This window comes from Geothrix sp. PMB-07 (assembly GCF_030758935.1).
In the GTDB taxonomy this organism is placed as follows: Bacteria; Acidobacteriota; Holophagae; order Holophagales; family Holophagaceae; genus Geothrix.
Window position 1 is genome coordinate 744,688 of sequence record NZ_CP132333.1, and the last position, 15,865, is coordinate 760,552.

10 protein-coding genes are annotated in these 15,865 nt (G+C 67.4%); 7 read left to right on the forward strand and 3 right to left on the reverse strand.

The window, feature by feature from the left end:
* The first annotated feature begins 2 nt into the window (after positions 1–2).
* From Q9293_RS03325 to Q9293_RS03350, 6 genes are all read left to right on the forward strand, one after another.
* A complete protein-coding gene (locus Q9293_RS03325; RefSeq protein ID WP_306250011.1) occupies positions 3–1,397 on the forward strand; it encodes a glycoside hydrolase family 30 protein in 1,395 nt (464 codons plus the stop codon).
* A gap of 7 nt (positions 1,398–1,404) precedes the next feature.
* Positions 1,405–3,165: a cellulase family glycosylhydrolase gene (locus tag Q9293_RS03330; protein WP_306250013.1), complete on the forward strand. Its 1,761-nt coding sequence runs from the start codon at positions 1,405–1,407 to the stop codon at positions 3,163–3,165.
* A gap of 70 nt (positions 3,166–3,235) precedes the next feature.
* Complete coding sequence (locus Q9293_RS03335; protein WP_306250015.1) at positions 3,236–4,978, forward strand: sodium:solute symporter family protein; 1,743 nt, start codon at positions 3,236–3,238, stop codon at positions 4,976–4,978.
* A gap of 9 nt (positions 4,979–4,987) precedes the next feature.
* Positions 4,988–5,191, forward strand: coding sequence for a hypothetical protein (locus Q9293_RS03340; RefSeq protein WP_306250017.1), 204 nt, complete (start codon positions 4,988–4,990; stop codon positions 5,189–5,191).
* 71 nt (positions 5,192–5,262) lie between these two features.
* Complete coding sequence (locus Q9293_RS03345) at positions 5,263–7,476, forward strand: glycoside hydrolase family 3 N-terminal domain-containing protein (protein WP_306250019.1); 2,214 nt, start codon at positions 5,263–5,265, stop codon at positions 7,474–7,476.
* 13 nt (positions 7,477–7,489) lie between these two features.
* Positions 7,490–8,593 carry an ROK family protein gene (locus Q9293_RS03350; protein ID WP_306250021.1) on the forward strand — a complete coding sequence of 368 codons (1,104 nt, stop codon included), beginning with the start codon at positions 7,490–7,492 and terminating at the stop codon, positions 8,591–8,593.
* Positions 8,594–8,653: 60 nt separating this feature from the next.
* Here the strand turns inward: Q9293_RS03350 and Q9293_RS03355 are convergent, their stop codons facing one another.
* Both Q9293_RS03355 and Q9293_RS03360 read right to left on the reverse strand, forming a co-directional pair.
* Positions 8,654–9,772 (reverse strand): NADH:flavin oxidoreductase/NADH oxidase, encoded by a 1,119-nt coding sequence (locus tag Q9293_RS03355; protein ID WP_306250023.1) that lies wholly within the window; start codon positions 9,770–9,772, stop codon positions 8,654–8,656.
* Positions 9,773–9,847: 75 nt separating this feature from the next.
* Positions 9,848–11,167, reverse strand: coding sequence for a cyclic 2,3-diphosphoglycerate synthase (locus Q9293_RS03360; RefSeq protein ID WP_306250025.1), 1,320 nt, complete (start codon positions 11,165–11,167; stop codon positions 9,848–9,850).
* Positions 11,168–11,321: 154 nt separating this feature from the next.
* Between Q9293_RS03360 and Q9293_RS03365 the strand changes: the two genes are divergently transcribed.
* Complete coding sequence (locus Q9293_RS03365) at positions 11,322–14,219, forward strand: DUF748 domain-containing protein (protein WP_306250027.1); 2,898 nt, start codon at positions 11,322–11,324, stop codon at positions 14,217–14,219.
* 254 nt (positions 14,220–14,473) lie between these two features.
* On the opposite strand, the gene Q9293_RS03370 is transcribed toward Q9293_RS03365, so the two are convergent.
* On the reverse strand, positions 14,474–15,766 hold the full coding sequence (locus Q9293_RS03370; RefSeq protein WP_306250029.1) for an NAD(P)/FAD-dependent oxidoreductase: 1,293 nt from the start codon (positions 15,764–15,766) through the stop codon (positions 14,474–14,476).
* Positions 15,767–15,865 lie beyond the last annotated feature (99 nt).

A 15,865-nucleotide genomic window follows, 5' to 3' on the forward strand; every position in this document is an offset into this window, starting at 1 on the left:
CCATGCGACGCGCGCTTCTTTGTCTGCTGCTGGCGGCCGGGGTCTGCCGGGCCCAGGTGGCGGTCTACCGCACCGCCAAGGGCAGCCCGGACCGGCTGGCCCGCAAGGCCGACCTGGCCTTCACCCGCCTGGACCAGCCCAACGACGAGGCCCTGGCCACGGTGGTGGTGGATCCGGCCAAGCGCTTCCAGACCGTCGTGGGCTTCGGCGGCGCCCTGACCGACGCTGCGGCCGAGACCTGGGCCAAGCTGCCCGCCGCCCGCCAGGCCGAACTGATCAAGGCCTACTTCGATCCCCAGGAAGGCCTGGGCTACTCCCTGGGCCGGCTCAGCATCCACTCCTGCGACTTCTCCAGCGGCAGCTTCACCTACGATGCGGGCCCCTCCGATCCGGGGCTGCAGCGCTTCTCCATCGAGCACGACCGCCGCTTCCGCCTGCCCTTCGTGAAGGCCGCGCTCAAGGCGTCCGGCGGCATGCGCCTCTTCGCCTCGCCCTGGAGCCCGCCCGCCTGGATGAAGACCAACGGGAACATGCTCCGCGGCGGCAAGCTGAAGCCGGAGGCGGCGGCCACCTGGGCCCTCTACTACGCCCGCTTCATCCAGGCCTACGCCAAGGAGGGGTTGCCCATCTGGGGCCTGACGGTGCAGAACGAGCCCATGGCCACCCAGAGCTGGGAATCCTGCGTCTACACCGCGGAGGAGGAGCGGGATTTCGTGAAGCAGCACCTGGGGCCGACCCTCGCCCAGGAGGGCCTTGGCGCGGTGAAGCTGATGGTGTGGGATCACAACCGCGGCCTGCTCTACCAGCGGGCCCAGGCGGTCTACGACGATCCCGAGGCCTCCAAATTCGTGTGGGGCGCGGCCTTCCACTGGTATGTGGGCGATCACTTCGAGGCCGTGCGCCAGGTGAAGGAGGCCTGGCCCGACAAGCAGCTGCTCTTCTCGGAAGGCTGTGCCGAGGCCTTCGACGCGGCGCGCCTGGAGGACTGGAACTGGGGCGAGAAGTACGGCCGCTCGCTGGTGGCGGACCTGGCCAACGGCGCCGCCGGCTGGGTGGATTGGAACGTGCTGCTGGACGAGCGGGGCGGCCCCAACCACGTGGGGAACTTCTGCTACGCCCCCGTGCACGCCGACACGGCCACGGGCACCCTGCGCTACATGAACTCGTTCTACTACCTGGGGCATGTCTCGAAGTTCGTGCGCCCCGGCGCCGTGCGCGTGGCGGCCAGCTCCACCCACGACAGTCTGCAGACCGTGGCCTTCCGCAATCCCGACGGCCGTCTGGCGGTGATCGTGCTGAACCTCACCGACCAGCCCTTGCCCTTCCAGCTCTGGATGGCGGGGCGCGCGGCCAAGGGGGACAGCCCGGCCCATTCCATCCAGACCCTGGTCTTCTGAGGGCTCCATGGTGCGCCGCGGCATCCTCACCGTCTGTCTGAGCTTGGCCGCGTGGCTGGGCCTGGGCGCCGCCGTTCCGAAGGCGGATGGCGCCCAGGTCGCGGGGCCTGTGAATGGGGGCGGGCACCGGTTCCTGAAGGTGGTGGGGACGGAGATCCGCGAAGCCTCCGGTACCGGCAAGACGGTGGTCTGGCGCGGTACCAACCTGGGCGGCTGGCTGCTGCAGGAAGCCTGGATGACGCCCATGATGTCGGGCCAGGAACTGCCCCAGGCCGATGAATGGCACCTGCGCGCCCTGCTCGCCGAGCGCTTCGGGGAGGCCACCCGCGACCGGCTCGTCTCGGCCTTTCAGGACACCTGGATCCAGGAGGCGGATCTGGATGCCATCCAGGCCCTGGGCCTGAACCTGGTGCGCGTGCCCTTCCTTTACATGGACCTCTTGGCGGAGGATGGCAGCCTGAAGGCCGGTGGCACCCGCCGCCTGGACTGGATCATCGAGGCCTGTGGCCGGCGCGGGCTCTACGTGCTGCTGGACCTGCACGGGGCGCCAGGCTGCCAGAACCGCTGGGACAACAGCGGGCGCATCAACGCAGACCCCCAGCTCTGGAAGGCGCCGCGCTTCCAGGACATGACCGTGAAGCTCTGGACAGCCCTGGCCAAACGCTACAAGGGAAATCCCACCGTGGCGGGCTACGACCTGCTGAACGAACCCGACAAGGCCGAAGGCGCCGACGAGGCAGCCTTCGCCGCCCAGTTGAACGCCTTCTACGACCGGCTCTACCGGGCCATCCGCGCGGAGGACCCCGACCACATCCTGGTGATGGAGGCCTTCCCGGGCTGGCAGCGCCTGGGCGATCCGGCCGCCTTCCACTGGACCAACGTGGTCTACCAGTTTCACAGCTATGCCATGCAGGCCAAGGTGGGCGGGGTGGATGTCAGCCAGGTGTGGACCGTCCAGCGGGACATGGTGGAGCGCCTTCTGGCCGATGCCCAGGCCCACCGCACCAAATTCCAGGTGCCCATCTTCGTGGGCGAGTTCTGCGTCTTCGGCTTCGAGGACCTGTGGGCCCGGGCCCTGGCGGGCCTGAACCGGCTGGGCATCTCCTGGGCGCCCTGGACCTGGAAGGTGGCCTTCGGCGATCCAGAACGGGGCGATGCCGCGGGCTTCTGGGGCCTCATGTGCCATGACACGGGAAGCTGGCCCCGCCTCACCCAGGATGATGCCGCCACCCTGGAGGCCCGCTGGCGCAGCCATGACACGGCCACCCACTTCAGCCCCAACCCCGCCTGGACGGCGCTGATCCAGCGCTACGCGAGCGGGGCCACGGACCTGCCGCCGCGCCCCGAGGCGGTGCGCCTGCAGGTGCGGGGCCGCTTTGTGGGCGCCAATCCACTGGCGGTGCCCTTCGCGCCCTTCGGGACCCAGCGGGACCTGGTGCCCTTGCTGGTGGACCGGGACCATGCCGCTGATGGGCCCGCCGATTGGACCGCCTTCACCCTGCGGGAGCTGGGCGACGGCACCCTGGCCCTCCAGGCGCGCCTCAACGCCCGGTACCTCCGCGCCAACCTGGAGGTGGCGGGCCGCCTCACCGCCTCCAGCACCCAGGTGGGCCCGCCGGAGCGCTTCCGCCGCGTGGACCTGGGCGATGGCACCTTCGCCCTTCAGACCCTGGCCAACGGGAAGTACGTCGGCCCGGATGCCCAGGGGGCCCTGGCCGCAGAATCGCCTGTTCCCATTCCCTTCACCCTGCATCCCCTCCATCCATGACCTTCCCTGCCGCAGCCCCGCTGACCCGGCGCGCGGCGGCAGCAGGCCGCCCATCCCGAGGAGCCACCCCATGAACTCCGCCAGCAGCATCCATCTAGGCCCCGTCGACTGGACGATCCTGGTTCTCTACTTTTCCTTCGTGGTGGGCATCGGCGTGGTGCTGAAGCGCGGCATGAAGAGCTCGACGGATTTCTTCCTGTCGGGTCGCGCCATCCCGGCCTGGATCGCGGGCTTGGCCTTCCTCAGTGCCAACCTGGGCGCCCAGGAGGTCATGGGCATGGCGGCCTCGGGCGCCAAATACGGCATGATGACCGCCCACTTCTACTGGGTGGGGGCGGTGCCGGCCATGGTCTTCGTGGGCGTGTTCATGATGCCCTTCTACTACGGCTCCAAGGCCCGCAGCGTGCCGGAATACCTGAAGCTGCGCTTCGATGAAAAGACGCGCACCTTCAACGCCTTCAGCTTCGCCATCATGACGGTCTTCTCCAGTGGCATCTCGATGTATGCCATGGCAAAGCTGCTGAACCTGCTCCTGGGCTGGAACTTCAACATGAGCCTCTGGATCAGCGCCGCCATCGTGCTGGCCTACATCTTCCTGGGCGGGCTCACCTCGGCCATCTACAACGAGGTGATGCAGTTCTTCCTCATCGTGCTGGGCTTCGCGCCCCTGGTCTTCCTGGGGCTGCGCGACTGCGGCGGCTGGTCGGGGCTGGTGCAGCGCCTGCACCTCGTGGCCAGTCAGAGCCACAACCTGCAGGGCCAGGCCTACGCGCCCGGCGCCTGGGTGAGCGCCTGGAAGCACATGGGCACGCCGGGGGCCAACCCCATGGGCGTGGAGTGGTTCGGCATGGCCATGGGCCTGGGCTTCGTGCTCTCCTTCGGCTACTGGTGCACGGACTTCCTCGTGGTGCAGCGCGCCATGGTGGCCGAGAACGAGACGGCCGCCCGCAAAGTGCCCCTCATCGCCGCCGTGCCCAAGATGCTCTTCCCCTTCCTGGTGATCCTGCCGGGCATGATCGCCATCGGCCTCACCTACAAGGCGGGCCAGAGCGGCTTCGCGCTGCCCGTGAAGGGCAACGCCTTCGACTACGACATGACCATCCCCCTCATGCTCAAGCACTACTTCCCCACGGGCCTGCTGGGCCTGGGCCTCACGGCGCTCATGGCCTCCTTCATGAGCGGCATGGCGGGCAATGTCACGGCCTTCAACACGGTGTGGACCTACGACATCTACCAGAGCCACATCGCGAAGGATAAGAGTGACAGCCACTACCTCTGGATGGGCCGCATGGCCACGGTGGGCGGCATCCTGCTCTCCATCCTCACGGCCTACATGGCGGTGCATTTCAACAACATCATGGACATGCTGCAGCTGATCTTCGCCTTCGTGAACGCGCCGCTCTTCGCCACCTTCCTGCTGGGCATGTTCTGGAAGCGCACCACGGGCCATGGCGCCTTCTTCGGTTTGCTCTCGGGCACGGCGGCGGCGGCGCTGCACCACGGCCTCAGCATCCCGGTGGGGGCGGAGAGCCTCTTCAAGGGCGGCTGGCTGGGCCATGTGCTGCACGTCTACCCCAGCGAGATGGCCCAGAACTTCTGGACGGCCATCTGGTCCTGGAGTACCTGCTTCCTGGTGACGATCCTGATCAGCCTGCTGACCCCGCGCACCAAGAGCGATGGCGACCTGCGCGGCCTGGTCTACAGCCTCACGGAACGCCACGACGAGGGGCACCTGCCCTGGTACCAGCGCCCCATCTACCTGGGCGCCCTCATCCTCGCCGCGGCCCTCGTTCTCAACATCCTGTTCGCCTGAGGGGCAGCCATGACCTTCGACCTGCGTCTTCCCATCGGCCTGCTCTTCAGCCTGCTGGGCCTCCTGCTGAGCGTCTTCGGGCTGCTGACCCCCGCCGAGCTGTACCGCACCTCCCTGGGCCTCAACATGAACCTCTGGTGGGGCCTCGTCATCCTGGTCTTCGGTGCCGTCATGCTGGGCCTGGCCTTGAAAGCCCGGCGCCACGAGGGGTGAGTCCTTCGGCTTCGCGCTTTGCCTGCCCTTTAGCTCCGCCTTCAGCCATTCCTTGAAAAGGATCCCCCACGATGAAAGCCATTGCCCTCTTTGGCCTGGCCCTCTCCCTGGCAGCCGGTCAGCCGGATCACGCTGCCCGGGTCCGACAACTCCTCCGGACCATGACCCTGGAAGAAAAGGTGGGGCAGATGACCCAGGTCACCTTGGAAGCCGTGCTGCAAAGCCCGTCGGCCACAGGTGTGCGGGAACTTGACCCGGCCCGGCTGGAAGATGCCCTGGTGAAGCACCATGTGGGTTCCATTCTCAATGTGGGGCCGGAAGGGGCCCTGACCGTGGACCAGTGGCACGGCATCCTCACCCAGATCCAGGACGCGGCCCTGAAGCGGACCCGCGCCCGCATTCCCGTCATCTATGGCATCGATGCCATTCATGGCGCCACCTATACCCGGGGCGCCACCCTCTTCCCCCAAGCCATCGCCATGGCCGCCACCTGGAATCCGGCCCTCGTCAAGCGGGGCGGTGAAATCACCGCAGCGGAGGTGCGGGCCTCGGGAATCGCCTGGAACTTCAACCCGGTGCTGGATATCGGCCGCCAGCCACTGTGGCCGCGGTTCTGGGAGACCTTGGGTGAGGACACCTGGTTGGCCTCCGCCCTGGGCCGCAGTTACATCGAGGGCCTTCAGGGCCAGGCCATCGGCGCTCCGGACAAGGTGGCTGCCTGCCTCAAGCACTACGTGGGCTACAGCTATCCGCTGAATGGCAAGGACCGGACTCCCGCCTGGATCACGGAGCGGGCTCTGCGGGAGTGGTTCTTGCCCACCTTCGAGGCTGGCGTGGCGGCGGGCGCCCCGACGGTGATGGTCAACTCCGGCGAGATCGACGGCATCCCCGGCCACGCCAACAAGCACCTGCTCACGGAAGTACTCAAAGGCGAGATGAAATTCAAGGGCTTCGTGGTTTCCGATTGGGAGGACATCAAGCGGCTGCACACCCGGGACCGCGTGGCGCGGACACCCAAGGAGGCCGTCGTCATGGCCGTGAATGCCGGTGTCGACATGAGCATGGTGCCTTTCGACTTCAGCTTCTATGACCTGTTGCTGCAGGCCGTGAAAGAGGGCCTGGTTTCCAGAGCGCGGATTGATGATGCCGTGCAGCGCATCCTGAAGGTGAAGCTGGATCTGGGCCTGTTCGAGAAACCCTATCCGGATCCCGCAATGAAAGCCCGCTTCGGGCGTCCGGAATACGCGGAGGCCAACCTCCGCGCCTCCCGCGAAGCCATCACCTTGCTGAAGAACGAGCGGGCGGCGCTGCCTTTGCCGAAGGGCTCCAAGCTCCTGGTTGCGGGGCCCACAGCCAACCTTCGCAGCGTGCTGAATGGCGGCTGGAGCCTCACCTGGCAAGGGGATGCCGAGGAACTGTACCCCAAGGATAAACCCACGGTCCTGGAGGCGCTCAAGGCCACCTACGGCGAGGCCAATGTGGCCTACGTGCCCGGGGCCACCTTCGACCAAGTCCTGGATGTGAACGCCGCCATGGAAGCCGCAAAAGGGGTGGATGCCATCGTGCTCTGCCTGGGCGAGAAGACCTACTGCGAGACACCGGGCAACATCGATGACCTGAGCCTGGATCCCGCTCAGGTGCATCTGGCCATGGCCTTGGCAAAGGCCGGAAAGCCCTTGATTCTGGTGCTGCTGGAAGGCCGCCCTCGCACCCTCAACCCCATTGTGGGAAGTGCCGCGGGCATCGTGCTGGGCTACCTTCCAGGCCTGGAAGGGGGCCGGGCCATCGCAGATGTCTTGAGTGGCGCCGTGAACCCCAGCGGACGCCTGCCCTTCACCTATCCGCGTTTCCCCAACGCCATCACCCCCTACGACCACAAGCCTCTGGAGGTGTTCGACGTCAACACGTTCAACCCCCAGTGGCCTTTCGGATTCGGCCTTTCCTACACAACGTTTGCCTACTCGGATCTGAGTGTGGACAGGTCCATCCTGGGCCGGAAGGATCGGCTTTCGGTGAGCGTGAAGGTGACCAACTCAGGCCGCCGGGAAGGCATGGAGACCGTGCAGCTCTACGTCCAGGATGAGTATGGCCAGGTGAGTCGGCCCGTGCGCATGCTGAAGGGGTTCCAGAAAGTGGTTCTGGCTCCCGGTGAATCCAAGGTGGTGCACTTCACCCTGGGGGCCCGGGACCTGAGCTTCATCGGCCGGGCCAACACGCGGATTGTGGAACCGGGCACCTACAAGCTGTGGGTGGGCGACCTCAAGGGCGCGTTCGAACTGAAGTGAGATGAGGATTTTCATGGATTTGCAACGGGACCCACGCATCGTCCTGACCCTTGACGCTGGAGGGACGAACTTCGTCTTTTCCGCCATGCAGGGAGGGCGGGAGATCATCGAACCCATCCAACGCCCCTCTTTCGCAGAGGCCCTTCCAGCCTGCCTGGCTTCCATCGTGGAGGGCTTTGAAGCCGTCAAGGCGCGGCTGGAGGCACCGCCCGTGGCCATCAGTTTCGCCTTCCCGGGGCCGGCCGATTATCCCAATGGCGTCATCGGCGACTTGAACAACCTGCCAGCCTTCCGGGGTGGCGTTCCCCTCGGCCCCATGCTGCAGGCGCACTTCGGTGTTCCCGCCTTCATCAACAACGACGGCAACCTCTTCGCCTATGGCGAGGCGCTGGCCGGGCTGCTGCCTGAGGTCAATGCCAAACTCGCGGCAGCGGGCCTCAGCAAGCGGTTCAAGAACCTCTTCGGGGTGACGCTTGGCACGGGGTTCGGCGGAGGCTTGGTGGTGGACGGGCGGCTGTTTCTGGGTGACAACGCCGCGGGGGCGGAGATCTGGTGCATGCGGAACAAGCTGGATCCCGGCTGCCCCGCCGAGGAGGGCGTGAGCATCCGCGCCGTGCGGTCGGCCTATGCGGAGGCCGCGGGCCTCCCGCTGGAGGCCGCCCCCGATCCCAAGACCATCTTCCACATTGCCGAGGGCCTGGCCGAGGGTCACCGAGCAGCCGCCCGCGAGGCCTTCTGGCGCCTGGGGGAAGTGGCGGGGGATACCCTGGCCAACATCAGCGCGGTGGTGGACAGCCTGGTGGTGGTGGGCGGTGGCCTCTCCGGCGCCGCGTCCTTCATCCTGCCGCCCCTGGTGCAGGAGATGAACGGCACCCTGCGGGCCAAGGCCGGCGGCACCTTCCCCCGCCTGGAGGTGCAGGCCTTCAACCTGGAGGACCCCGAGCACCTGGCCCGCTTCGTGAAGGGGCAGGAGGTGCAGCTGCCTGTGCCGGGCACCGACCGCACGGCCACCTACGATGCCCTGAAGCGCATAGGGGTGGGCGTCACCCGCCTGGGCACCAGCCGCGCCACGTCGGTGGGCGCCTACGCCTTCGCCCTGCAGGCCCTCGACCGCTGAGGCCGCGGAGATTGCATCCGCCGGGGCCTGAGGCCCCGGCTGGTCAGGGGGTTCAGCCGGTCATGGGGTTGGCTGGGTGAAGGAGGTCAGGGCCTGCCGCAGGGGCACGGGGCCCTTGGCTGCCCTCGCGTAGGGGGCGGGCCAGGGCACTTCGGCACCGAGGACCTGGGCGGCGCGCAGGGGCCAACGGCTGTCGCGCAGCAGTTCCCGGGCCAGCAGCACCAGGTCGGCGGATTCCTGGGCCAGGATCTGCTCGGCCTGTTCCGGATCGGTGATGAGGCCCACGGCGCCCGTGGGCAGGCCCGCCTCGGCGCGGATGCGCGCAGCGAAGGGCACCTGGTAGCCGGGGCCCAAGGGGATCTCGGCCCGCGGGACCAGCCCGCCGGAGCTGCAATCCACCAGATCGACGCCCAGGCCCTTCAGCGCCTTGGCCAGCTCGATGGATTGCTCCAGGTTCCAGCCGCCCTCGCTCCAGTCGGTGGCGGACAGGCGCACGAAGAGGGGCAGTCGCTCAGGCCAGACGCCGCGCACGGCCTCGGTGACCTCCTTCAGCAGGCGGGTGCGGTTCTCGAAGCTGCCGCCGTAGCGATCCTCGCGGCGGTTCGACAGGGGCGACAGGAACTGGTGCAGCAGGTAGCCGTGGGCGGCGTGGATTTCCGCCACGAGGAAGCCCGCGTCCAGGGAGCGGCGCGCCGCATCGGCGAAGGCCCGGATCACACCCTGAAGGCCCGCCTCATCAAGGACCGTGGGCACGGCCCAGGTGGCGTCGAAGGGCAGGGCGCTGGGCCCCACGGGCGTCCAGCCGCCCGCGCTGACCGGGATGCTGCCGCCGCTGCCCTTCCAGGGCGCGGGCGTGGAGGCCTTGCGCCCGGCGTGGGCCAGCTGGATGCCGGAGACGGCGCCCTGGGCGTGCATGAAGCGCACGATGCGGGCCAGGGCTTCGGCCTGGGCGCCGTTCCAGATGCCGAGATCATCGGCGGTGATGCGGCCCTCGGGCAGCACGGCCGCGGCCTCGGCGATCACCAGCCCCGCGCCGCCCTGGGCCAGGCCGCCGTAGTGCACCAGGTGCCAGTCGGTGGGTAGGCCTTCCACGGACGAATACTGGCACATGGGTGAGACGGCGATGCGGTTGGGCAGTGTGAGGCCGCGCAGGGTGAGGGGTTGGAAGAGGCGGGACATGGCATTCTCCAGAATCATCGAGCGTACAGGAAACGGGAGGGATCCGCAGATCCCTCCCGTGTTTCCAGGGTGTGACTACTTGGCCAACGCCTTCTTCACTTCCACTTCCAGCTGGCCGGGCTTCACTTCGGCCAGATCATAGGTGGCGCGCAGCATGGGCTTGTTCACCTTCAGCACGCGGGTGATGTCGATGGGCGTGGCGGAGAGCACCACGTCGCAGGGCGTGGCTTCGATGGTGTTTTCCAGATCCTTGATCTGGGCCTCGCCGTAGCCCATGGCGGGCAGGATGCCCTGGGCGTTGGGGTACTTCCGGTAGGTGGCGGCGATGGACGCCACGGCATAGGGCATGGGGTCGACGATGCGGCCCGCGCCGCAGTTCTTCGCGGCCACCACACCGGCGCCATAGGTCATGGAACCGTGGGTGAGGGTGGGGCCGTCCTCGATCACCAGCACGCTCTTGCCCTTGACCATCTCGGGCTTGGTGCAGGTGACGGGGCTGTTGGCGCGGATGACCACAGCCTTGGGGTTGAGCTTGGCCGCGGCGGCCTCGATGCCCTTGATGTCCAGCTCCTTGGCCGAGTCGCACTTGTTGATGACGATGACATCGGCGCGGCGGAAGTTGGCCTCGCCGGGATGGTAGATGGACTCATGGCCGGGCCGCAGGGGATCGGCGATCACAATGTGCAGATCGCAGGTGTAGAAGGGCAGGTCGTTGTTGCCGCCGTCCCACAGGATGACGTCTGCTTCCTTCTCGGCGCTCCGGATGATCTGCTCGTAGTCCACGCCGGAGTAGATGACGAAGCCATTGTCGATGTGCGGCTCGTACTCCTCGCGCTCCTCGATGGTGCACTTGTGCAGATCGAGATCGGAATAGGCGGCGAAGCGCTGACAGGCCTGGGCGGCCAGATCGCCGTAGGGCATGGGGTGGCGGATGGCGACCACCTTCTTGCCCAGGCTCTTGAGGATGTTGCTGATGTAGCGGGTGGTCTGGCTCTTGCCGGCGCCGGTGCGGACGGCGGTGATGGCGATGACCGGCACCTTGGACTTGATCATGGTCTTGTCCGCGCCCAGCAGTTCAAAGTCCACGCCATGCGCGATGCAGAGGCTCGCCAGGTGCATGACCGTCTCATGGGTCACGTCGGAATAGGAGAACACTGCCACGTCGGGCTTCTCACGCTTGATGACGTCCACCAGCTCGGACTCATCGAAAATGGGAATGCCCTGGGGGTAGAGCTTTCCGGCCAGCACAGCAGGGTATTTGCGCCCGGCGATGTCTGGGATCTGGGTGGCGGTGAAGGCCACCACCTGGTAGTCCGGGTTGTCCCGGTACACCGTATTGAAGTTGTGGAAGTCGCGTCCCGCGGCTCCCAGGATCACCACGCGTCGTGTCGCCATGACACATAACCTTTCGGTCCAGCGGAGGGCCGACACGCTCGTTGGTGGCAGTCCTGGCCCAGCCGCGACCCAGGGAGGATAGCCGCCTTCCAGGGAGGATGAACATGGGAATGTGGCTTGAATCACAGGTAGGGGGAGCGTCTATGCTTTTCCCATGCCCATTCCAGCCGCTGTCCCCGCCTTTTTCCGCCGCTGGCGGCGTGTCCTCCTTGTCCTGACAGCCCTCTACGGGCTTTGGCTGCTGGTGGGTTTCTTCGTGATTCCCCGGATCATTCGCGGCCGGGCCGAGCAGTTCGCCACGGAGTTCCTTCACCGCAAGGTCACCCTGCAGAAGGTCCGCTTCAACCCCATCCTGTTCACCGCACGCCTCGAGGGGCTGCGGGTGCCCAACCGTGACGGCAGCGAGTGGATCACCCTGCGCCGGCTCTTTCTGGATTACCGCCTGCACCGCCTCATCAGCAAGACCATCGACTTGGCGGCGCTGGAACTGGATGGGCTCACCGTGCGGGTGGATCTGGATGCCCAGGGCCAGCCCAACTTCCAGGACCTGTTGGAGACGCCCAAAAAGGAGGAGAAGCCTGCCGAGGCGACCCCCTCATCCTGGGCCTTCGCCATCGGCCGCTTCGAGCTGAAGGAGGGCCAGCTGCACTTCACGGACCGCAGCCAGGCCACGCCCTTCCGCACGGCCCTGGGGCCCGTGAATTTGCGCGTGGACGGGATCCGCACCGAGGTGGGCCAGCACAGCGGCTTCGCCTTCGAGGCCTGGACCGAGGCGCGGGAGCATCTGGCCTTCAAGGGCGATCTCACCCTGCAGCCGCTGGCTTCCAAGGGCAGCCTGCTGGTGGAGAATCTCTCCCTGCCCAAGTACCGGCCCTACGAACAGGAGCAGGTCTCCAGCGAGATCCGCAGCGGCACCGCTTCCCTCCACGCCCAGTACCGCTTCGAGTGGGGCGAGAAGCGCCATGTGGTGGAAGTCTCGGAGCTGGACTTCTCCCTGAGGGATGTGAAGGTGGCCGAGCGCGGCGTCGTCGAGCCCGCCATCGAGGTGCCGAGCCTGGATGTGCGCCAGGGCCGGATGGACCTTCTGAAGCCCTCAGTCGAGGTGGGTTCCATTACGGCCGATCTGGGTGTGCTGCGCCTGCAGAAGGCCAAGGAGGGCGGCCTGAATCTGGCGCGCCTCTTCGCACCCACCAAACCCAAGGAGAAGAAAGCCGACGAAAAGCCCGTTCAACTGCTCGTGAAGGACATCGCCCTGCGCGGCTTCCGGGTGGGCTGGGAGGATCTGAGCCTCGCGCGGCCCCTGAAGGTGGAAGCCCGGGACCTGAACCTGCACTGGCAGGATCTTTCACTGGATCCCGCGGCCAAGGGGCAGGCTTCCCTGGATCTGAAAGTGGAGAACGGATCGCTCAAAGTGGCGGGCAGCCTGGCGCCCCTGAATGCCACGGGCGATTTGACCGTGAAGGCCGAGGGGTTTGATCTGGGCACCTGGGACCCCTACCTGGACTCGGCCCTGGATCTGCGCATCGCCTCGGGCAAGCTGGGCCTGGATGGCCGCGTGCGCTTCGCCTTCGAAGGCCGCACCAGCGACGGCATTACGTACCTGGGCGGCGCTTCCGTGCAGGGCCTGGAGGTGCGGGACGCCAAGCTGAACGAGCCCTTCCTGCGCTGGAAGCAGCTGGCCATCAACGGGGCCGACCTGCGCACTGCGCCCCTGGCCGTGGCCATCAAGACTGTGGACTGGACGGACATCGAAGGCCGTCTGGTGGTGCAGCCCGACGGCAGCACCAATGTGGCCCGGGCCCTGCGCCTGGAGCAGGGGGCCAAAGCTCATTCTGGGGCCAATGCCAAGCCGGCCCCGGTCACAGCCTCCGTCATTCCCGCCACGCCCGCGGCCGCGCCGGACATCAGCATCGCCAAGGTGGGCATCGCCGGTGGCCGTCTGAGCTTCATCGACCGTTCCGTGCAGCCCAACGCCGCCCTGGTGCTGAGTGATCTGGAAGGCTCGTACCTGGGCCTGTCCAGCCATCCAGAGGCCGCCTCGAAGGTGCTCTTCAAGGGCAAGGCCGGGGGACTGGCGCCCATCACCATCAGCGGCCGGGCCATGCCCCTGCGCAACGATCTCGATACGGATGTGGCCCTGCGCATCCAGGGCGCGGACCTCACGGACTTCACGCCCTACACAGGCAAGTACCTGGGCTACACCGTGCAGAAGGGCAAGCTCGACGTGGACGCACGCCTGCGCATCGACCACCGGAAGTTGAAATCCGAAAACGCCGTGAAGCTGGATCAGTTCTTCCTGGGCGATAAAGTGGAAAGCCCCGAGGCCACCCACCTGCCCGTGAAGCTGGGCCTGGCCATCCTCCGCGACCGCAAGGGTGTTATCGGCTTTGACCTGCCGGTGGAAGGCAGCCTCGACGATCCCGATGTGAAGTACGGCAAGCTCGTCTGGAAGGCCATCTTTGGCCTGCTGGGGAAGATCGCCACCTCGCCGTTCACGGCCATCGGCCACCTGTTCGGAAGCGATGCGGGTGATCCCAGTGTGCTCACCTTCACGCCGGGTACCGCCGCGCTGGACGCTGCGGCCACCGCCAAGCTGCAAGGCCTGGCGAAGGCCCTGGTGGAACGGCCCGCCCTGCGGCTGGAGGCAGAGGGCGCCGTGGATGCGGATCAGGATGGCGCCGCGCTGCGGCGAGCCGCCTTCGAGGCGCTGCTGCGGCAGACGCGGCGGCAAGGCCTCGGCGCTGCCGATGATACGCCCGTGCCCGCGACCGAGCGGGAACGCTGGGTGCGCGCGGCCTTTGAATCAGCCTTCCCGGCCCCCAAACCGGAGAAGGGTGCCCAGCCGGTGCCGCCGCCGCCCCTGGCGGAAATGGAGCAGCGCCTGCTCAGTCGCGTGACGGTGGACCCCGCCGCCCTCGATCAACTGGCCGATGCCCGCGCCAAGGCCGTGCTGGGCTACTTGCTGAACACCGCCAAGGCCGATCCCGAGCGGGTCTTCGAGGTGCAGACCGGCAAGGCCAAAGGCGCGGCCGTGGTGTTCAGCCTGAAATAGGAGCTGCTGCTACCTGGTCCAGAATCCGTGTTTATCCGTGTTCATCTGTGGCTCAAAGAATTGGTTGATCCTTGGTTCTGAGAGGTTGGGGCTTTCCACAACCCTCACTGGAGAACCAGCTCTGGCATTGATCAAGGCGGATTGCTGAACTCAGGGAAAGCGGAATGAGCCACGGATGAACACAGATGGACACGGATGAAAGATGGCCTTGCGCCAAAATCGCCCGTTCTGTTCTCTCTCATCGACGTTCTCTCCTAGGAGAGCGTCAGGGCCCAATCCTCGATGCCTTCGGCCAGATCGGGTACGCCGGGGCCGAAGCGGCTGGCGCCCAGCCAGTGCAGATTTGGGGGCAGGTCGGCCACCACCTGGCGCACGCGTTGAACATGGCCCGGCTCCAGCAGGGGGAAGGCGCCGGGGCAGTCCTCGCGGCGGGTCTGCAGCGGCTCGGGCAGTTCCGGCAGCCAGCGGCGCAGCTCCGCGAACACGCCGGGCCAGTGGTTCAGATCGGGCGCCACCGGAAAGGCGCCGCCCAGGTAGGTGCGCAGCTGCAGCAGACCCGGCACGCCCCGGGGATCGTCCGCCGCCAGCGACACCACGCCCAGGAGGCCGCGGCCTTCTGGCGGATGGAGGAGCAGGCTGAAGCCCCGTTCCCAGCCGGGGACCAGGCGATGGCGGCTGTGCCAGACCTGCAGGTTGAGCTGGGGGATGCCTTCCAGCCACGCTGCGGCCCGAGGCGCCAAGTCACGGAGCAGGCCCCCGGCAACCGGGGCCGGGAGGGCCAGCACCACTGCATCGGCCTCGCGGCTGGAAGCCTCGCCGACGATGCGCCAGCGGCCATCGGGCAGGGCTTCCAGCGCCCGCACAGCCTGGTTTGTCTGTACGTCCCCGACAGAGGCGGCGAGGGCCTGGGCCAGGGAACCTGTGCCGCCCACGGGCCTTTGCGTGTGCTCGGGGCCAAGGCGAAGGGCGCCGAGCAGCAGGCCACCGTGGGCCTCGAGGCGGCGCAACCGGGGCAGGGCGGCCACGGCGATGCGTTCCGGCGATGCGGCCAGCACGCCTGCCACCAGCGCGGGCAGCAGCTCCCGGGCAAAGCCCTCACCCAGGCGTCGGGCGAAGAAATCCTGCAGGGTTTCGTCTGCAGTGTCGCCCTTGGCTATGAAAGGCTCCGCGAACAGCCGCAACTTGGCCGCCAGGTTCAGGTCGCGGCTGTGCAACAGGCCAGCCAAGGTGACAGGGCTGAGCTGGCGCCGCCCGCCCTTGCCCAGCCAGCGCGGGCCCTTGGGGGCGGAAGGGAGGAAGCTCAGGCTCAGCTCCCGCGCCAGGCGATCCAGCGCGCCGCCCTGGCGGATCAGCAGTCCCTGCGGGCCCTGTTCCAGGCCGCCCGGTTCGCCTTCCGGGCCAGGCCAGGACAGGGTTTGGGCCCAGCCGCCCACGGCGGCGGAGGCCTCCCACAGCGCGACCTCCAGGCCGCGTCGCTGCAGGTGCCACGCCGCAAGCAGACCGGAAAGGCCGCCGCCGATGATGAGGATGCGCCGCCTAGGTCCCATGCTGCTGCGCCTTCAATGGTAAGCATGCACCACGGAGGCACGGAGTCTGGGCACGCAGGGGGCGGCGGGCTCGGATCCTCATGAAGGTGCCCGCGCCTG

Coding starts and splice junctions, on each gene's coding strand:
- Q9293_RS03325 (WP_306250011.1), top strand. CDS start 3: ATGCGACGCGCGCTTCTTTGTCTGCTGCTGGCGGCCGGGGTCTGCCGG.
- Q9293_RS03330 (WP_306250013.1), top strand. CDS start 1,405: ATGGTGCGCCGCGGCATCCTCACCGTCTGTCTGAGCTTGGCCGCGTGG.
- Q9293_RS03335 (WP_306250015.1), top strand. CDS start 3,236: ATGAACTCCGCCAGCAGCATCCATCTAGGCCCCGTCGACTGGACGATC.
- Q9293_RS03340 (WP_306250017.1), top strand. CDS start 4,988: ATGACCTTCGACCTGCGTCTTCCCATCGGCCTGCTCTTCAGCCTGCTG.
- Q9293_RS03345 (WP_306250019.1), top strand. CDS start 5,263: ATGAAAGCCATTGCCCTCTTTGGCCTGGCCCTCTCCCTGGCAGCCGGT.
- Q9293_RS03350 (WP_306250021.1), top strand. CDS start 7,490: ATGGATTTGCAACGGGACCCACGCATCGTCCTGACCCTTGACGCTGGA.
- Q9293_RS03355 (WP_306250023.1), bottom strand. CDS start 9,772: ATGTCCCGCCTCTTCCAACCCCTCACCCTGCGCGGCCTCACACTGCCC.
- Q9293_RS03360 (WP_306250025.1), bottom strand. CDS start 11,167: ATGGCGACACGACGCGTGGTGATCCTGGGAGCCGCGGGACGCGACTTC.
- Q9293_RS03365 (WP_306250027.1), top strand. CDS start 11,322: ATGCCCATTCCAGCCGCTGTCCCCGCCTTTTTCCGCCGCTGGCGGCGT.
- Q9293_RS03370 (WP_306250029.1), bottom strand. CDS start 15,766: ATGGGACCTAGGCGGCGCATCCTCATCATCGGCGGCGGCCTTTCCGGT.